At 31.7% G+C, this 17,931-nt stretch carries 17 protein-coding genes; 10 read left to right on the forward strand and 7 right to left on the reverse strand.

Translation table 11 applies throughout. From position 1 onward, the window contains the following. Positions 1 to 13: 13 nt before the first annotated feature. The 6 genes from prfA to rsmA all read right to left on the reverse strand — a co-directional run bounded on the left by prfA (position 14) and on the right by rsmA (position 5,155). The gene (gene prfA / locus L8U00_RS04455; RefSeq protein WP_263708645.1) at positions 14 to 1,081 is read right to left on the reverse strand and encodes a peptide chain release factor 1; all 1,068 of its coding nucleotides are present in this window, start codon (positions 1,079 to 1,081) and stop codon (positions 14 to 16) included. A 6-nt stretch (positions 1,082 to 1,087) separates the two neighbouring features. Beyond that, the gene (gene rpsT / locus L8U00_RS04460; protein ID WP_039617063.1) at positions 1,088 to 1,351 is read right to left on the reverse strand and encodes a 30S ribosomal protein S20; all 264 of its coding nucleotides are present in this window, start codon (positions 1,349 to 1,351) and stop codon (positions 1,088 to 1,090) included. Between the two features lie 83 nt (positions 1,352 to 1,434). After that, positions 1,435 to 1,575, reverse strand: coding sequence for a hypothetical protein (locus tag L8U00_RS04465; protein WP_257396458.1), 141 nt, complete (start codon positions 1,573 to 1,575; stop codon positions 1,435 to 1,437). Between the two features lie 63 nt (positions 1,576 to 1,638). Continuing rightward, on the reverse strand, positions 1,639 to 2,400 hold the full coding sequence (locus L8U00_RS04470; protein ID WP_263663684.1) for a pseudouridine synthase: 762 nt from the start codon (positions 2,398 to 2,400) through the stop codon (positions 1,639 to 1,641). 9 nt (positions 2,401 to 2,409) lie between these two features. Continuing rightward, the gene (locus tag L8U00_RS04475; RefSeq protein ID WP_263708646.1) at positions 2,410 to 4,368 is read right to left on the reverse strand and encodes a ribonuclease J; all 1,959 of its coding nucleotides are present in this window, start codon (positions 4,366 to 4,368) and stop codon (positions 2,410 to 2,412) included. Continuing rightward, on the reverse strand, positions 4,328 to 5,155 hold the full coding sequence (rsmA, locus tag L8U00_RS04480) for a 16S rRNA (adenine(1518)-N(6)/adenine(1519)-N(6))-dimethyltransferase RsmA (RefSeq protein WP_263679292.1): 828 nt from the start codon (positions 5,153 to 5,155) through the stop codon (positions 4,328 to 4,330). The genes L8U00_RS04475 and rsmA overlap by 41 nt, the downstream gene beginning before the upstream one ends. Before the next feature lie 90 nt (positions 5,156 to 5,245). On the opposite strand from rsmA, the gene L8U00_RS04485 reads away from it, so the two are divergent. Genes L8U00_RS04485 through L8U00_RS04500 form a run of 4 tightly spaced genes read left to right on the forward strand, consistent with a single transcriptional unit; the run spans position 5,246 to position 7,974 of the window. Continuing rightward, positions 5,246 to 5,779 carry a purine-nucleoside phosphorylase gene (locus tag L8U00_RS04485; RefSeq protein WP_263708647.1) on the forward strand — a complete coding sequence of 178 codons (534 nt, stop codon included), beginning with the start codon at positions 5,246 to 5,248 and terminating at the stop codon, positions 5,777 to 5,779. A gap of 8 nt (positions 5,780 to 5,787) precedes the next feature. Further along, the gene (rlmN, locus tag L8U00_RS04490; RefSeq protein ID WP_263708648.1) at positions 5,788 to 6,858 is read left to right on the forward strand and encodes a 23S rRNA (adenine(2503)-C(2))-methyltransferase RlmN; all 1,071 of its coding nucleotides are present in this window, start codon (positions 5,788 to 5,790) and stop codon (positions 6,856 to 6,858) included. Beyond that, a complete protein-coding gene (locus L8U00_RS04495; protein WP_263671546.1) occupies positions 6,855 to 6,965 on the forward strand; it encodes a hypothetical protein in 111 nt (36 codons plus the stop codon). The genes rlmN and L8U00_RS04495 overlap by 4 nt, the downstream gene beginning before the upstream one ends. Next, complete coding sequence (locus tag L8U00_RS04500) at positions 6,955 to 7,974, forward strand: radical SAM protein (protein ID WP_263708649.1); 1,020 nt, start codon at positions 6,955 to 6,957, stop codon at positions 7,972 to 7,974. The genes L8U00_RS04495 and L8U00_RS04500 overlap by 11 nt, the downstream gene beginning before the upstream one ends. Here L8U00_RS04500 and L8U00_RS04505 read toward each other — a convergent pair. Next, positions 7,971 to 8,873 carry an RluA family pseudouridine synthase gene (locus tag L8U00_RS04505; protein WP_263708650.1) on the reverse strand — a complete coding sequence of 301 codons (903 nt, stop codon included), beginning with the start codon at positions 8,871 to 8,873 and terminating at the stop codon, positions 7,971 to 7,973. The genes L8U00_RS04500 and L8U00_RS04505 overlap by 4 nt on opposite strands. Before the next feature lie 79 nt (positions 8,874 to 8,952). Here L8U00_RS04505 and purB point away from each other — a divergent pair, with 79 nt between their 5' ends. The 6 genes from purB (at position 8,953) to infC (ending at position 17,914) form a co-directional block, all read left to right on the forward strand. Further along, positions 8,953 to 10,281, forward strand: a complete 1,329-nt coding sequence (gene purB, locus L8U00_RS04510) for an adenylosuccinate lyase (RefSeq protein ID WP_263708651.1) — start codon at positions 8,953 to 8,955, stop codon at positions 10,279 to 10,281. 17 nt (positions 10,282 to 10,298) lie between these two features. Then, positions 10,299 to 12,674 carry a ribonucleoside-diphosphate reductase subunit alpha gene (locus L8U00_RS04515; RefSeq protein WP_263708652.1) on the forward strand — a complete coding sequence of 792 codons (2,376 nt, stop codon included), beginning with the start codon at positions 10,299 to 10,301 and terminating at the stop codon, positions 12,672 to 12,674. A 15-nt stretch (positions 12,675 to 12,689) separates the two neighbouring features. Then, positions 12,690 to 14,675 carry an OPT family oligopeptide transporter gene (locus L8U00_RS04520; RefSeq protein WP_263708653.1) on the forward strand — a complete coding sequence of 662 codons (1,986 nt, stop codon included), beginning with the start codon at positions 12,690 to 12,692 and terminating at the stop codon, positions 14,673 to 14,675. Continuing rightward, on the forward strand, positions 14,672 to 15,478 hold the full coding sequence (locus L8U00_RS04525) for an undecaprenyl-diphosphate phosphatase (RefSeq protein ID WP_263708654.1): 807 nt from the start codon (positions 14,672 to 14,674) through the stop codon (positions 15,476 to 15,478). Before L8U00_RS04520 ends, L8U00_RS04525 begins: the two co-directional genes overlap by 4 nt. A gap of 106 nt (positions 15,479 to 15,584) precedes the next feature. Further along, positions 15,585 to 17,396: a threonine--tRNA ligase gene (gene thrS, locus L8U00_RS04530; RefSeq protein WP_263679283.1), complete on the forward strand. Its 1,812-nt coding sequence runs from the start codon at positions 15,585 to 15,587 to the stop codon at positions 17,394 to 17,396. Further along, positions 17,393 to 17,914: a translation initiation factor IF-3 gene (gene infC / locus L8U00_RS04535; protein WP_039617082.1), complete on the forward strand. Its 522-nt coding sequence runs from the start codon at positions 17,393 to 17,395 to the stop codon at positions 17,912 to 17,914. Before thrS ends, infC begins: the two co-directional genes overlap by 4 nt. Positions 17,915 to 17,931 lie beyond the last annotated feature (17 nt).

Consider the following 17,931-nt stretch of genomic DNA (forward strand, 5'->3'; position numbering starts at 1 on the left):
GATAAATACGAAATTATAAATTTTCTTGTTTTAAAGCTTCTGCTTGGTAATAAGCGATTAATGGTTCGATGATCTCATCAAAAAGACCACCTTCTAAAATCGCATCAAGTCTATATAAAGTAAGATTTATTCTATGATCGCTAATTCTATTTTGAGGGAAATTATAAGTGCGTATACGTTCGCTTCTATCGCCGCTTCCAACTTGTGATTTTCTTGCTTCGCTTTCTTTTGCTAAGCGTTCTTGTTCTTGCATTTCAAAAAGTCTTGCTTTTAAGACTTTCATAGCACTTTCTTTGTTTTTATGCTGGCTTTTGCCATCTTGATTTACTACAACTATACCTGTTGGAATATGAGTGATTCTTACAGCACTATCTGTGGTATTAACGCTTTGTCCTCCATGACCACTACTACGCATTACATCGATTTTTAAATCATTTGGATTGATTTGAATTTCAACATCATCAACTTCTGGCATAATAGCCACTGTAATAGCTGAAGTATGAACTCTACCTTGAGATTCTGTTTCAGGTACTCTTTGAACTCTGTGCGTTCCACCTTCGTATTTTAATCTTGAATAAGCTCCATTTCCTTTGATGAGAATGATAATTTCTTTAAATCCCCCTACACTACCCTCGCTAGAACTTACGATTTCGTATTTATAATCACGATTTTCAGCATAGCGTATGTAGGCTTTTACTAAGTCCCCAACAAATAAAGAAGCCTCATCTCCTCCTGTTCCAGCACGAATTTCTAAAAATATATTTTTATCATCGTTTGGATCTTTAGGCAATAAAAGAATTTTTAATTCTTCTTCAAGTTGTGGTTTTAAGACTTCGAGATTTTTAAGCTCTTCTTTTGCAAGCTCCCCTAGTTCTGCATCAGATAAAAGAATTTTATTTTCTTCGATTTCATCTAAAGTTTTAAGGTATTCTTTTGCTTTTTCTACTATGGGTTCTAAATTCTTTTGCTCTTTAGATAGAGCTGTCATTTTAGAAATATCATTAGAGATATTAACATCGCTAAGAAGAGTATTTAACTCATCAAAGCGTGCTAAAAAAGGTTTGAGTTTATCAGCTAACATTAAAAATTATGCTAATTTATTTACCAATAATGCTAATCTACTCACACGGCGTGATGCAGTTTGTTTTTTCAAAAATCCACGGCTTACCATAGCGTGAATGCTTTTATTAGCTACTTTTAGTGCATTTTGTGCAGCTTCTTTGTCATTGTTTGCTGCTGCTTCGCGAACCGCTTTTGTAATGTTTTTTAATCTTGTTCTATAAAATCTATTTCTTTCAGTTCTTTTGATAGTTTGTCTTGCTCTTTTTTCAGCAGATTTATGGTTTGCCATAATTTTCCTTTTTTATATAAATTAAATTGCTAATTATACAAGATTAAAATTAAAATTTAATTAATTTAAGTAATTTTAAAGTATCAATTAATCATATTCATGGCTTTTACTATGCAAGATTTTTGATCTTGACATTGATTTTCTAATTTTTCCGCAAGAGTTTCTTCATGTGTGACTGCAATAAAAACCATAATTACACTAAAAAGAGTAGTTAGAATTTTCATTAATTTTTCCTTTTTTAAATATTTTGAAAAATTATAAAAATTCTTTGTGGAAATAATGTGAATTTAATATTTTATATTATTTGACTTTAAAAAATCGCGTAGTTTTTCATACTCACCATTTTCCAAATAACGATATTTTCCTGCTTTTAACATACCAAGATCTAATGCTCCAAAAGCTACTCTTTTAAGATCCATCACTTCTAAATCAAAATGCCCAAAAAAGCGTCTTAGTTCTCTATTTTTACCTTCATTAATGATTACTTTTAGCTTTGTATAGCCTCCGCTTGAGCCAAAAATTTCAAAGCCTAAAAATGGAGCAAAACTCATTGAGGTTATTTTGGTTTTAGCATGAGCTCCCTTTTTTTCATTTTGAATTTCTAAGCCATTTTGCATAGCTTCGATGACATTTTTATCTATATTACCTTTTACTTTTAAGTAATATTCTCTTTCTAAATCACTATGCATAAGCGCATCTGCTATCACAGGTGAATCAGTTAACAAAAGCAATCCCTCGCTTGCAAAGTCAAGTCTTCCCACGCTAAGCCAAGTGCTAAATTGTTTTGGCAGGGTATGATAGATGGTTTTTCTACCTCTATCATCTTTTTTACTAACTATTTCGCCTTTTTGTTTGTGATAAATAATGACTGAAAATTGTGTTTTCTTATGAAGCTTTTTACCATTGATAAAAACTTTATCTTCAGCATTTACGCTATCACTTAGTAAGGCTGTTTTTTTATTGATTTTTACTAAGCCTTGCTTGATTAGCTCATCAGCCTCACGGCGAGAATATTTGCTATTGTGTGAGATGAATTTATTAATTCTCATAATTTTTCTTTACATCACAAAAATAGTTGGTACTATGGTTGGATATTTTTTGATTTTTCTAAAAATATGCTTTCTTAGTACTTGTCTAATTTGAGCTTCTAAAACTTTTGGATTATCTAAAATTTCATCTTTTACATTTGGGAAAAATTGACTTAAAACATCGCTCATTTCTTTTGAGAATGCTCCATCTTGTTTATCAGCTACCAAGCCATAACTAAATACTCTTGGTTTATTAATTAGTGTTTTACTTGCTTTATCAAGCTGGGCGATGATGACAACTATACCGCTATCTGCTAGTTTTTGTCTATCAATTACCACATCATCTGCGATTTGTTTGTTGATTTGATTATCTACAAAGACTTTTCCTGTTTTAACTGTTTTTACGCGTTTGATGTATTTTTGACAAAGCTCTACTTGATCCCCATCACTCATTAAGTAAATATTTCTTTCAGGTATACCACATTTTAGAGCAGTTTCTTTGTGTTTATTGATATGATTATACTCTCCATGCACTGGTAAGAAAAATTTAGGTTTTACCAAAGTTAGCATGAGTTTTTGCTCTTCTATACTAGCATGTCCGCTTACATGGATTTCGCTAAATTCTTGATAAGCTACTTTAGCTCCTGCTTTTAAAAGAAAATCAAGCACAGCAGAAACATTTGCTTCGTTGCCTGGTATTGCTTTAGCTGAAATGATAACTTGATCGCTAGGTTTGATTTTGATAAATTTATGCTCATCAGTTGCCATTCTATATAAAGCACTCATGGTCTCACCTTGACTTCCTGTAGTGACAATTAGCACTTCGTTGTCTTTGTATTTGCTTACTTCATCAGCGTCAATGAAAATTTTTCTATCAAGTTTGATATAGCCAAGTTCCATAGTGGTATAGAGATTTCTTTCCATAGAACGTCCTATAACACACACTTTTCTGCCGTATTTTAAACCATAGCTAATAGCTTGATATACACGGTGGATATTAGAACTAAAGGTGCTCATGATCACCCTGCCTTTAGTTTTGGCAAAAATTTGATCAAAAGTAGGTCCTACGGAGCTTTCACTTTTTGTATAACCCTCTTTATATGAATTTGTGCTATCACTTAAAAGACAAAGCACGCCTTCTTCGCCATATTGAGCTAAACGACTTAAATCCGTTGGATAACCATCAATTGGTGTTTGATCTATTTTAAAATCGCCAGTGTGTATGATGGTTCCTGCTTTAGTTTTAATAGCTAAAGCACAAGCATCGATGATAGAGTGGGTTATGTGAATCCATTCTAAGCTAAATTCACCTATTTCATAAATTTGTCTTTTTGTTATAGGTCTAAACCATTTACGCTCAGCTTTTAAATCATGTTCTTCAAATTTATTTGAAATCATACCTAGTGCTAAAGGTGTTGCGTAGATAGGAAATTGAAATTCTTTGAAAAAATACGGCACAGCACCAATGTGATCTTCATGGGCATGAGTGATGATGATAGCGCGAATTTTGTTTTTAATCTTTCTTACATAGTCAAAATCAGGTATGATAATATCTACTCCATGCATGGTTCCATCTGGAAAACTCATACCTATATCAACGATAATCGCATCATTGTTGGTTTCAAAAACAGTGATATTTCCACCGATTTCTCCAAGTCCACCCAAAGGTGTAATACGAATTTTATGTTCGCTTGAGTTGTTGTGTTTTAAAGGGTGGAGTCTTAGCTCGTGCATGATTTTATTAGCTTCTATACTTTTGGCAAGTTCTATTTGCCATTCTTCATTGCCACTTAATTTAGAAGGTAAATTTCTATTTTTTTTCTTTTTCTTTTTTTCTTCGCTAGCTTCAGTTTGAGTATTTTCTACTTTTGTTCCGTTTTTATTTTCACTATTTTGATCTTGATTTTGTGAATCTTTTTTTCTTTTGTTTCTAAATTTATTAAATCTCTTAGTTTTGTTTTGCTCTTGAGTTTTGTTTTCTTCGCTCATAGTCATCCTTTAAATAGTCATAAATTTTAAGGTATGAATCAACGCTAATTTCATGAGCTCTTGAGGTAGAAGAGAGATTTAGTGCTTCAAATGCTTTTAAAATTTTTTCTTTTTTATTTTTAAAATTAGATAAGAGTTGTTTTCTAGGATTTTGAAAACAAGCTCTAAGAAATTCTTTAAAAGCTTCTATATTTTCACATTTTTGCTGATAATGAGTAGTTTTTATTAACTTCATTACAGCTGAAGTAACTTTTGGTGGAGGATTAAAGCTTTGTGGTTGTATATCAAAAAGCATTTGTCTTTGGCATATCAATGCACAAAGCACCCCTAAAGCCGAAAAATTACTTTCTTTTTCATTTGCACAAAATTTCTGTGCTACTTCTTTTTGCACCATTACTATAAGCCCAAGACAATTTTGATCTTCTAGGGCTTTTAAAATCAAATTTGTAGCAATATAATATGGTAAATTTGCTACCAAAAAGTACTCTTTATCGCTTAAACTTCCTTGATCAAAAGCATCACTTGCATTTTGATGAATAAGCTCAAAATTTCCACCTTCAATCTCATTTTGAAATTTTTTATTTAAAATAGGAATCAAATCTTTATCAATCTCATAAGCTCTAATATGAGCTTGTGGGATTTTCAAAAGTTCTTGCGTTAAATCACCTAAGCCAGGCCCAATCTCAACTATATTTTTAGTATCTTTGGGTATGGCTTGGATGATTTTATCTACCACGCTTTTATCACATAAAAAATTTTGTCCAAAATGTTTTTTTGCTTTTATCATAAATTTATTTTATCTAAAAAATATTAATTATAGCATTATTTTAAGCGCTAATTAGATAAAATTTGAATTATTTTTTATAAAGGTTAATTTTTGAAAAATCTTATAGTATGTGCAGGAGGAAATGAGGATTTTAAATTTGCACAAAGTATAGGTATAGGCTTAGTTAATTCTGCTTTTTCTTTAGGTAAAATTTTAAGTCAAGTAAAAGTAGATAGAGTGGTTTTTATAGGTACATGTGGAATTTACCAAGAAGGAAAAATTTTAGATATTTATGAAAGTTCTAACGCAGCGAATTTAGAATACGCAGATTTATTTGATAGTTTTTATACGCCTATAGCAAATGAGATTAGATTAAATGTTTCACATGAAACTATGATTAATTCTTCAAATTATATTTGTAAAGATGAAAATATCGCCCAAGAATTTTTTAAAAAGGGTGTACATATAGAAAATATGGAAGCATACGCAGTGCTTTCTTGTGCAAAAATGCAAGAGATAGAAGGAATTTGTTATTTATGTGCGACAAATTTTTGTAATGAATTTGCACATGAGGATTTTTTAAAAAACCATCAAAAGGCAAAAGAATTATTAAAAGATTTTTTGTTAGATAAAAAACTTATATAGGAAAAAAATTGAGTGAATTAAAAAATATATTAGACCTTACTAAAGAAGAATTAGAAAATTTAGTCCAGCCAAAATTTAGGGCAAAGCAAATTTTTGAATGGGTGTATAAAAAATATGCAGATGATTTTTTACAAATGTCATCTTTGCCAAAAGATTTTAGAGCACACTTGCAAGAAAATTTTCATTTTTCACCTTTAAAATGTGTGAAAGATGAAAAAAGCAAAGATGGTAGTATAAAATATCTTTTTGAACTTTTGGATGGTAAAAAAATAGAAGCTGTTTTGCTACCAATGAAAGAAGAACTTGTAGATGAAAATGGAAAAATCATCAAACATGCAAGATATACTATTTGTGTTTCCTCTCAAGTGGGATGTAAAAGTGGGTGTAGTTTTTGTCTTACTGCAAAAGGTGGTTTGAAAAGAAATTTAAGTGCAGGAGAAATAGTAGGACAAATTTTATGGATTAAAAAACACAACAACATACCTTATGAAAGAAGGGTTAATATAGTCTATATGGGTATGGGAGAACCTTTGGATAATCTTAAAAATGTTTCTAAGGCAGTTAAAATTTTAGCCGATAATGATGCCTTAGCGATAAGCCCTAGAAGACAAACTATAAGCACAAGTGGTTTGGCAAAACAGATTAAAGAGCTTGGAGAAATGAATTTAGGTGTACTTTTGGCTATTTCGCTCCATGCTGTAAATGATGAGCTTAGAAGTGAATTAATGCCTATTAATAAAGCTTATAATATAGCAAGTATTATGGAAGCGGTGAGAAATTTTCCTATAGATCAGCGTAAAAGAGTGATGTTTGAATACCTTTTAATTGATGGAATAAATGATAAAATAGAACACGCAAAAGAACTAGTCAAGCTCTTAAATGGTATAAAAGCTAAAGTAAATTTAATACTTTTTAATCCACACGAAGGAAGTTTATATAAAAGACCAAGTGTTGAAAATGCGGTTAAATTTCAAGATTATTTAAGTGCAAAAGGTGTTACTTGTACGATAAGAGAAAGTAAAGGACTTGATATTTCAGCTGCATGCGGACAGCTTAAAGAAAGGCAGAGTAAACAATGACTTTTTTAGATATAGCACAGCTTATTTTTATAAGTATAGTGGTGATCATAGGACTTGGTGGGATTATTTATGTATTAAAGAATGAAGGGAAAAACAATGGTAGATAAAAAACAATTATTAGAAAACCAATTATTTCAAAATAGATATATAAAGCCAAATATTTCTTGGTATTTTTCGTATTTAAATGGCAAAAGAGGAATTGCTAGAATTTTTAAAGTTCCTTATGCTGCTTTGATGAAAAAATTTTATTTGAAAAAATACTTCGAAAAGAGGGTTTTAGAGGGTAAGGTGGATATTCCTTATTTAGAATTAGTTTTAACTACAAGATGTACTTTGCGTTGCGAATCATGTAATAATTTAATGCAGTATTTTTCACCATCAAATCAATATGCTTGTACTTTAGAGGGCATTATAGAATCATTAGAGTTACTTTTATCTAAGGTAGATTCTATCGCAAGAGTTAGAATCATAGGTGGAGAACCCTTGTTGTTTAAGGATTTACCACAATTGATTGATTATTTAGATGTTCAAAAGAAAATACTAACTTTTTCTTTAGTCACTAATGCAACTATTGATTTTAAAGATGAATTGATGAGTAAGTTAAAAAAATCTAATAAAGTTAGAAAAATTACGATTTCAGATTACAAAAGATCACCAAATTTAAAAATTCCATTAAAGCAAGAAAGCATTTTAAGAAAATTAAAAGAAAATAAAATTCCATTTTCTATGGACTCTAGTGGTGAAAATTCTACTTGGAGTGATCCTGAAAAAATTTATAAACGTGGTAGAAGTAAAGAAGATATAATCAAAAATTATCGTAATTGTCAAATGCCATGTGTAAGTTTGATGACATCTGAGGGCTTAGAAAATAAACAATTAGCACCTAAAGGCGCTATTTTTGTTTGCCCTATATCAAGCTCCTTATCTCGCTTAAAAGGGCTTGAAGAATTTGATGGTGATTTTTTAAATTTAGAGAATTCTAAAGAAAGATTTTTTGAATTTTATTCTCAAGATTTTTACAAATCTTGTGATTATTGTAGAGATTATAGTAAACCAGCTAAGCAAATTGCAGTTGCAATCCAAACTGATAAAGTTTTAAAATTAGAAAAAGATTAATATAAATTTTTCAAAAACTCATCTTTTATATCTTTTTGAGATTGTATCAAAAATTTTTGATTTTTATATGTAAATTCTAAGCTAAAAGAGTGTAAAAGCAGTCTTTTAGCACCTGTGATTTGAGCTCTTTTTATATCACTCATTTTTCCATCAAGTATTCGCTCTATTTGCATTTTTTCTAAACCATATAAAGGTTCACCTAAAATTTTATGTTTCACATGAAACAAATGTAGTCTTATTTGGTGTTGTCTGCCTGTTAGAGGTTTAGCTAAAACTAAACTAGCATCTAAATTTTCAAAATATTCTAAAGTGTAAAATTGCGTTAAAGCTTCTTTACCATTTTCACAAATATGCATTCTAGTTTTGACTGTATCATAGTCTTTAGCTAAATCCATACTTTTATCTACTATAAATTCTTTTTTAGTTTTTCCTTTTACTAGAGCAAGATAGCTTTTTTGAACTAATCTTTTTTCAAACATGGTTTTTAACTCAATTTGTGCATTTTTATGTTTTGCTATGAGTAAAAGTCCACTTGTTTCTTTATCTAATCTATGAGCCACGCAAGCTTTTTCACCCCATAAATGCCAAATTTCATCACAAAGACTATAAGCGCAATTGCGTCCATTAGGATGAGTTAGCACTCCACTTTGTTTTTCTACGATGGCAAAATCTTCATTTTCATAAACTATTTCCAATCCTTTAGGGTTATTTTCATATACGATTAATTCCACTAATCCATCTAAAAATTTGTTTTTTTCTTCTACTAAATTTCCATTACAAAATAGTCTTTTTTTATCAATGAGTTTTTGTGCTTCGCACATAGAGATTTTTAACTCATCCATAAGTAGTCTAAATGCCTTTTTTCCATTATTTGATAGTTTCTTTTTTATATATGCCATTTAATAACTTTCTTAGGTAATTTATAATAAAATTCAAGCTATTTTTTTCATAAAAATTATATAAAAAAAGGTCTTGAAAATGGTTGAAAGATATAGTAGAGAAATCATGGCTAAAAAATGGGACATGCAAGCAAAATATGATGCATGGTTAAAAGTAGAATTGGCTGCCGTGAAAGCATGGAATAAACTTGGTCTTATTAAAGATGATGATTGTGAAAAAATTATAAAAAATGCAAAATTTGATATAGCAAGAATAGATGAGATAGAAAAAACTACCAAACATGATGTTATCGCTTTTTTAACTAGTGTAAGTGAAAGTTTGGGCGAGGAAAGTCGTTTTGTACATTATGCAATGACAAGTTCAGATTGTATTGACACTGCAGTTGCTTTGCAGATTAAAGATAGTTTAGAACTAATCTTGCAAGATTTAGATCAAGTTTTAGCAGCGATTAAAACAAGAGCATATGAGCATAAAAACACCTTAATGGTAGGAAGAAGTCATGGAATTCATGGAGAACCTATAACTTTTGGCTTAGTTTTGGCTATTTGGTATGATTCGCTAGTTCATGCAAAAGATTTAATCATTCATGCAAAAGAAGTGATTAGCTATGGAAAAATTAGCGGTGCCATGGGAAATTTTGCTCATGCTCCGCTTGAATTTGAAGAAGAAGTTTGTAAAAACTTAGATCTTAAGCCAGCACCAGTTTCAAACCAAGTTATACAAAGAGATCGCTATGCACAGGTTATCTCGGCTTTAGCTGTTTTAGCTTCAAGTTGTGAGCAAATTGCTGTTGCTATCCGCCATTTTCAAAGAACAGAAGTATATGAAGCTGAAGAATACTTTTCTCAAGGACAAAAAGGAAGCTCAGCTATGCCTCATAAAAGAAATCCTGTTTTAAGTGAAAATATCACCGGTCTTTGCAGGATGATAAGAGCTTATGTAACACCTGCTTTAGAAAATGTAGCATTGTGGCATGAAAGAGATATATCACATTCTAGTGTAGAAAGATTTGTATTACCTGATGCTTTTATCACGACTGATTTTATGCTTTCAAGATTATGTGGTGTGATAGAAAAGCTTTTGGTGTATCCAGAAAATATGATGAAAAATTTAAATTTAACCGGAGGACTTGTATTCTCTCAAAGAGTGTTGCTTGAACTTCCATTTAAAGGTATAAGCAGAGAAGAAGCTTATAAAATCGTTCAAAGAAATGCTATGAAAGTTTGGGCTGATTTGCAAAATGGTAAGCCTGCTTTAAATGAAAAAGGCGAGAGTTTGTTTTTGCTAGCTTTATTAGCTGATGAGGATTTGAAAAAGTCTTTAAGTGAAGCAGATATTAGAAATTGTTTTGATTATAACTACTATACCAAAAATGTAGATAAAATTTTTGCAAGAACTTTTAAATAATAAACTAGGGGTTGTGAGTGAAAGTATTAAAAAGAAATGGAAGAACTGAAGAGTTAGATGTTTCTAAAATTAAAAAATATACCACTGATGCGGTGGCAAATTTAGAAAATGTTAGCCAAAGTGAGCTTGAAGTAGATGCAAAAATTCAATTTCGTGATGGCATAACAACAGAAGAAATCCAACAAACTCTTATAAAAACAGCAGTAGATAAAATAGATATTGATAGACCTAATTGGACCTTTGTTGCTGCAAGATTATTTTTATATGATTTATATAAAAAAGTAAGTGGTTATAATGGATATAAACATTTAAGAGAATATCTTGAAAAAGGTGAAAAAGAAGGTAGGATTTTAATTGGTTTAAAAGAAAAATATGATTTAGATGATCTTAATGCTTATATCAAGCCAGAGCGCGATTTACAATTTACTTATCTTGGTATAAAAACTTTGTATGATAGATATTTGATTAAAGATTCTAAGGGTATGCCTATAGAATTACCACAACAAATGTTTATGGCTATTGCGATGTTTTTAGCGCAAAATGAGCTAGATTCTCAAACTTGGGCTAAGAAATTTTATGATTTAATCTCAACTTTTGAAGTAATGCTTGCAACCCCAACCCTTTCAAATGCAAGAACCACAAGACATCAATTAAGTTCATGTTATATAGGAAGCACGCCTGATAATATAGAAGGGATTTTTGATTCTTATCAAGAAATGGCACTTTTATCTAAATTTGGTGGTGGTATAGGCTGGGATTGGTCTAAGGTGCGTGCTATGGGCGGAAGCATAGATGGGCATAAAAATGCAGCAGGTGGGATTATACCATTTTTAAAAATCACTAACGATATAGCAGTAGCTGTTGATCAACTTGGTACTAGAAAAGGCGCAATTGCTGTGTATATTGAACCTTGGCATATGGATATTAATGACTTTTTAGATTTGCGTAAAAACTCAGGTGAAGAAAGAAGAAGAGCGCATGAGCTTTTCCCTGCTTTGTGGATTAATGATTTGTTCATGAAAAGAGTAAGGACAAATGGTAAATGGACGCTTTTTGATCCTGCTGATACAGCAAGTTTGTGTGATTTATACGGTGAAGAATTTGAGAAAAAATATGAAGAATTTGAAAAAGATGAAAGCATAGTCAAAGAAATTGTTGATGCTAAAGAGCTTTGGAAAAAAATACTTTTATCTTATTTTGAAAGCGGCTTGCCATTTTTGTGTTTTAAAGATAGTGCAAATAGAACAAATCCAAATTCTCACGCAGGAATTATAAGAAGTTCAAATTTATGTACAGAAATTTTTCAAAATACAGAACCAAATTATTATCAAATCAAAATCGTATTTGATGATAAAACAGAACTTCATTTAGATGAGGATGAAGAGCTTACAATAGATGGAGGATATAAAAAGCTTGCTAAAAAAGTTTCTACTTTAGATAGTATTAATGGTAAAAAAGTCTATATAGTAGAAAAATACAAAAACGAAGGAAAAACCGCAGTTTGTAATCTTGCAAGTATAAATTTAAGTAAAATCAATACCAAAGAAGATATCCAAAGAGTAGTGCCAACAGCAATAAGAATGCTTGATAATGTGATTGATTTAAATTTTTATCCTCATGTAAAGGTTAAAAATACCAACCTAAAATCACGCGCTATAGGACTTGGTGTGATGGGTGAAGCGCAAATGCTAGCTGAAGCTCAAATTTATTGGGGTTCTAATGAACATTTTGAAAAAATTGATCGCATTATGGAAATGATTAGTTATGAGGCTATTTTAGCTAGCTCAAATTTAGCCTTAGAAAAAGGAAGTTATCCTGACTTTGAAGGATCAAATTGGAGTAAAGGTATAGTGCCAATTGATGTAGCAAACGAAAATGCCAAAAAGCTTACCGCAAGTGAAGGTTTATTTGATCAAAGTGAGTGTGATTGGGAAAAATTAAGAGAAAAACTAAAAAGAGATGGTATAAGAAATGGTTATTTAATGGCTATAGCGCCAACTTCTTCTATCTCTATTTTAGTGGGTACTACTCAAACAATTGAGCCTGTATATAAAAGAAAATGGTTTGAGCAAAACTTAAGCGGTATGATACCAACTGTGGTGCCAAATCTAAGTGCTAATACTTGGCAGTATTATACCCCTGCTTATGAGCTTGATCAAAAAATCTTAGTAAAAGCAGCAGCGATTCGTGGTAAGTGGATTGATCAAGGTCAATCATTAAATATCTTTGTTTCTTTAGATAAAGCAAGCGGTGGATATTTAAATGAAATTTATCAACTTGCTTGGGAATTAGGTGTTAAATCAACTTATTATCTAAGAAGCGAAAGCCCTGATAGTCAAAAAGTAAATGATGATGTGGTTGATAGAACTATAGAATGTGAAGGTTGTCAATAAAAATGGAGAAACAAAATGCATACAAAAAACTCACTACCGGAGCTTACGCTTAGGGGTATAATACTAGGAAGTATTTTAACGATTATTTTTACCGCCTCAAATGTATATTTGGGGCTTAAAGTTGGTCTTACTTTTTCTACTTCTATTCCTGCTGTTGTGATTGCAATGGCTGTTTTAAAAATCTTTAAAGACTCTAATATTTTAGAAAATAATATGGTTCAAACTCAAGTTTCAGCCGCAGGTACGCTTTCGGCTGTGATTTTTGTTATACCAGGTCTTTTTATGTGTGGATATTGGTTTGAATTTCCACTTTGGCTTACTTTTATGCTCTGTCTTTGTGGGGGTGGATTGGGCGTGCTTTTTACCATACCTTTGCGTAGAGCTATGGTGGTAGAGAGTAAATTAGCTTATCCTGAAGGAAGAGCTGCTGCTGAAATTTTAAAAGTAGCTAATAAAGATCAAGCTGATAAAAAAGGAAAAGTAGGCTTAAAAGAAATCACACTTGGCGTGGCTTTTGCTTCTGTGATAAGTCTTTTTTCAAGTGGTTTTAAACTACTTTCAAGTGGAAGTAGTTTTGCATTTATTTGGCAAAAAATGACTTTTGGCTTTTCTATGGGTTATTCAGTGGCACTTTTGGGTGCTGGATACTTAGTAGGTATAGCTGGAGGTGTTGCATTGCTTGCGGGTATGGTGCTTGCTTGGATGGTTTTTGTGCCATATTTTTCTGCTAAAGAAAGTTTTGACGCGAGTTTAAGTGCACTTGATATAGCTAATCAAATTTGGGCTCAAAAAGTACGTTTAATAGGCACAGGAGCTATTGCCATAGCAGCATTATGGACTTTAATAGAACTTGCAAAACCTGTATATGATGGCATGAAAAATATGCTTAAAAAAACCTCGTTAAATCTTTCACAAGATCCTAAAGATATGGATTTATCTTTAAAAGCTATGCTAGGTTTATTTGTACTTATGTGTATAGGTTTGTTTGTCTCATTTTATGCTTTTGTGGCTGATTCAAATTTAGCAAGTGGCTATCAAATTCTTTTTGCCTTAGTAGGAACTTTAGTGGCTATTTTTATAGGCTTTTTTGTAGCTTCTGCTTGTGGATATATGGCAGGTTTGGTGGGTTCATCATCTTCTCCTATTTCGGGTATAGGGCTTATTGGGATTATGATTTCTTCTTTGATTATTTTACTTTTGGGTTATCAAGTAGATTTATTTAGCGATCCTTTAATGTCTAAATTTGCCATCGCTTTTGCTATTTTTACTACTAGTGTTATTTTAGCAACTGCTGCTATTTCTAACGATAATTTACAAGATTTAAAAACTGGCTATTTAGTGGGTGCAACTCCTTGGAAACAGCAAGTTTCTTTGATTATAGGTTGTGTGTTTGGAGCTTTGGCTATCGCTCCTGTGTTAAATTTATTATATCAAGCTTATGGTTTTGTGGGTGCAATGCCAAGAGAAGGAATGGATGAGGCAAATGCACTTGCTGCACCACAAGCAAATTTGATGAGTACTATAGCACAAGGCATTTTTAACGCTAATATCGATTGGAGTTATATTATAGCAGGTGTTTTTGTGGGCGTTGGTATAATCATCATTGATCGTTTATTAAGAAAGAAAAATATGTCTTTGCCACCTTTAGCTGTGGGTATAGGTATATATTTACCACCTGCTGTTAATATGCCTTTGTTTATAGGTGGATTATTAGCGTATTTAATCAAAAAGCGTTTAGAGCAAAGATATGCTAAAAATGCACATAAAAAAGAACTCATTCAAGAGCATGAGCAAAAAGGAACCTTATTTGCCTCTGGTTTGATAGTAGGTGAGAGTTTATTTGGAGTGCTAATAGCTGGTTTAACTGTGCTTTCTATTAGTAGAGGTGGGGCTGAAGATCCACTTGCTATTGCAACTTCATTTAAAGACGATGGGATTATAGGTTTTATAGTTTTTGTAGCGATTATGCTAATTTTTGCAAGAAGAGTACTTAAAAAATGAATTTAGATTATTATTATGCTTTGATTTTAGGGATTATCGAAGGTTTGACAGAATTCTTACCTGTTTCATCTACAGGGCATATGATCTTGGGTGCTGAAATTTTGGGTTTAAATATAGATGATTTCTGGAGAAGTTTTTTCATCATTATTCAGCTTGGTTCTATACTAGCGGTGATTTTTATTTTCAAAGATAAACTAACTCAAAAACTTGATATTTGGTTAAAACTTGCTGTGGGCTTTTTGCCTGCAGGTGGAGTGGGTTTTATAGCATATAAGTTTTTAAAAGAGATATTTAATGGCTATACCGTGGCTACTATGTTAATCATTGGTGGGATTGTTTTTATCATCATAGAGCTTAAACATAGAAAAAAAGACTATACAATCCACTCTTTAGATGAGGTAAGTTATAAACAAGCTTTTTTGATAGGTTTAACCCAAGCTCTTGCTATCATACCAGGTACTTCAAGAAGTGGAGCAAGTATTATAGGTGGCTTATTGCTTGGGCTTGATCGTAAAGTGGCTTCTGAATTTTCATTTTTACTTGCAATTCCTACCATGATTATTGCAACAGCTTATAGCATTTATAAAGAACCACAGGTTTTAAGTAATATGAATAATTTCATTCCTTTAGCTATAGGTTTTGTAACAGCTTTTATAGTGGCTTTTGTGGTAATTAAAATATTTTTAAAATTAATTAGCAAGATAAACTTTATACCTTTTGGAATTTATAGGATAGTTTTGGGTTTTGTATTTTTATACCTTTTTATGAGTGGTGCTTTAGATATATCAAGAACGGGTGTTTGAAATATAAAAATATCCTTTATTTAAAAAAAGTTTAAGTTTTTCATAGCTAAAATTAGTCTTATATTTTAATTTAAGCTCACAAGGTTAGTGAGTGTTAAGGGTAGAAATGACAAAAGATATAATTGCATATGCAAATAATGAAACTTTGGTAGATACTCAAAGTTTTAACAATGATACAAATTTAACTCCGATTTATTTTGATAATTCTAAAGAAAGTTTAGAAGTTATCCGTCACTCTTGTGCGCATTTAATGGCTCAAGCGATTAAAAGTTTATATCCAGAGGCTAAATTTTTCGTAGGACCTGTGATAGAAGATGGGTTTTATTATGATTTTAGAGTTGATAGCAAGATTTCAGAAGAAGACTTAAGTAAAATCGAAAAGAAAATGAAAGAACTAGCAGAAGCAAAGCTAGACATCATAAAATACGAACTTTCAAAGACCGAGGTTAAAGAAAAATTTGCTAATGATGATTTAAAACAAGAAGTTTTACTAAGAATTCCTGATGGAAAAGTAAGTATTTATAAGCAAGGCGAATTTGAAGATTTATGCCGTGGACCTCATGTGCCAAATACTAGATATTTAAGATTTTTCAAGCTTACTCGTGTAGCGGGAGCGTATTTGGGTGGCGATGAAAAAAGAGAAATGCTCACAAGAATTTATGGTACTGCTTTTGCAGATAAAGAAAGTTTAAATGAATACTTAAAAATCATTGAAGAAGCTAAAAAAAGAGATCATAGAAAACTTGGTAATGAAATGAAGCTTTTTGCCTTTGATGATGAAATAGGCGGTGGGCTTCCTATATGGCTTAGTAATGGTGCAAAATTAAGAAGTAAATTAGAGCATTTGCTATATAAAGCACATAGATTAAGAGGCTATGAGCCTGTGCGTGGGCCTGAACTTTTAAAAGCTGATGCGTGGAAAATTAGTGGGCATTATGCAAACTATAAAGAAAATATGTATTTTACGCAAATTGATGAGCAAGAATATGGCATTAAGCCGATGAATTGTGTAGGACATATTAAAATTTATCAAAGTGATGTTAGAAGTTATCGCGATTTACCTTTGAAATTTTTTGAATACGGTGTGGTGCACCGCCATGAAAAAAGTGGAGTTTTACACGGGCTTTTTAGGGTAAGAGAATTCACTCAAGATGATGCGCATATTTTTTGTATGCCAAGTCAGATAAAAGAACAAGTTTTAGAAATTCTAAGCTTTGTTGATACTTTGATGAAGGCTTTTGAATTTGATTATGAAATGGAAATTTCAACACGCCCAGCAAAAGCAATAGGCGATGATGAAATTTGGGACATAGCTACAAAGGCTTTAAAAGAAGCTTTAGATGAACAAGGTTTAAAATATGGCATTGATGAGGGTGGTGGAGCTTTCTATGGTCCAAAAATCGATATTAAAATTACCGATGCGCTAAAAAGAAAATGGCAGTGTGGAACTATACAAGTAGATTTTAACTTACCAAGCCGTTTTAAACTCGAATACACAGATGCAGATAATGAGAAAAAACAACCTGTAATGCTTCACCGTGCTATTTTGGGTTCTTTTGAAAGATTTATAGGAATTTTAGTAGAGCATTGTGCGGGTGAGTTGCCATTTTTTATAGCACCAACTCAAGTAGCTATAGTGCCTATTTCACAAAATCATCATGATTATGCAAAAGAAATAGCAAGAAAACTTTTAGAACTTGGCATTGATAGTGAAGTGTATAATAAAAATGAAAGCTTAAATAAAAAAATCCGCACCGCTGAAAAAGCACATGTGCCTATGATACTTGTTTTAGGTGATGAAGAAGTAGCAAACAAAAGTGTGGCTTTAAGAGATAGAAGAGCAAAAGAACAAAAAACAATGACTTTAGATGAATTTATAACCCTAACAAAGGAGAAATTAAGTGAGGTACGCTTTTGAGTAAAGAAAAAGAAGTATTGCTAAATGAAGAAATTCAAGCAGATGAGATCAGATGTATAGGTGATGATGGCAAGGTTTATGGCATTATTAGTAGTGATGAAGCGCTAGATATAGCAAATAGACTAGGGCTTGATTTGGTGATGATAGCCCCCGAAGCCAAACCACCTGTATGTAAGATAATGGATTATGGAAAATTCCGTTATCAACAAGAAAAGAAACAAAAAGAAGCAAAGAAAAAACAAAAAGTTATTGATATAAAAGAAATCAAACTTTCTGTGAAAATCGCTCAAAATGACATTAATTATAAGGTCAAACATGCAAGTGAGTTTTTAGAGCAAGGCAAGCATGTTAAATTTAGAGTGTTTTTAAAAGGTCGTGAGATGGGCTCTCCTGAAGCAGGGGTGGCGTTGCTTGAAAAAATTTGGCAAATGGTTGAAGATATAGCAGATAGAGACAAAGAGCCTTTACTCGAAGGACGCTATGTAAATATGCTAGTAACTCCTAAAAAGAAAAAATAATCACAAGCCTTTCTAAG

The organism is Campylobacter sp. IFREMER_LSEM_CL2256, from assembly GCF_025771645.1.
Taxonomy (GTDB): Bacteria; Campylobacterota; Campylobacteria; order Campylobacterales; family Campylobacteraceae; genus Campylobacter_D.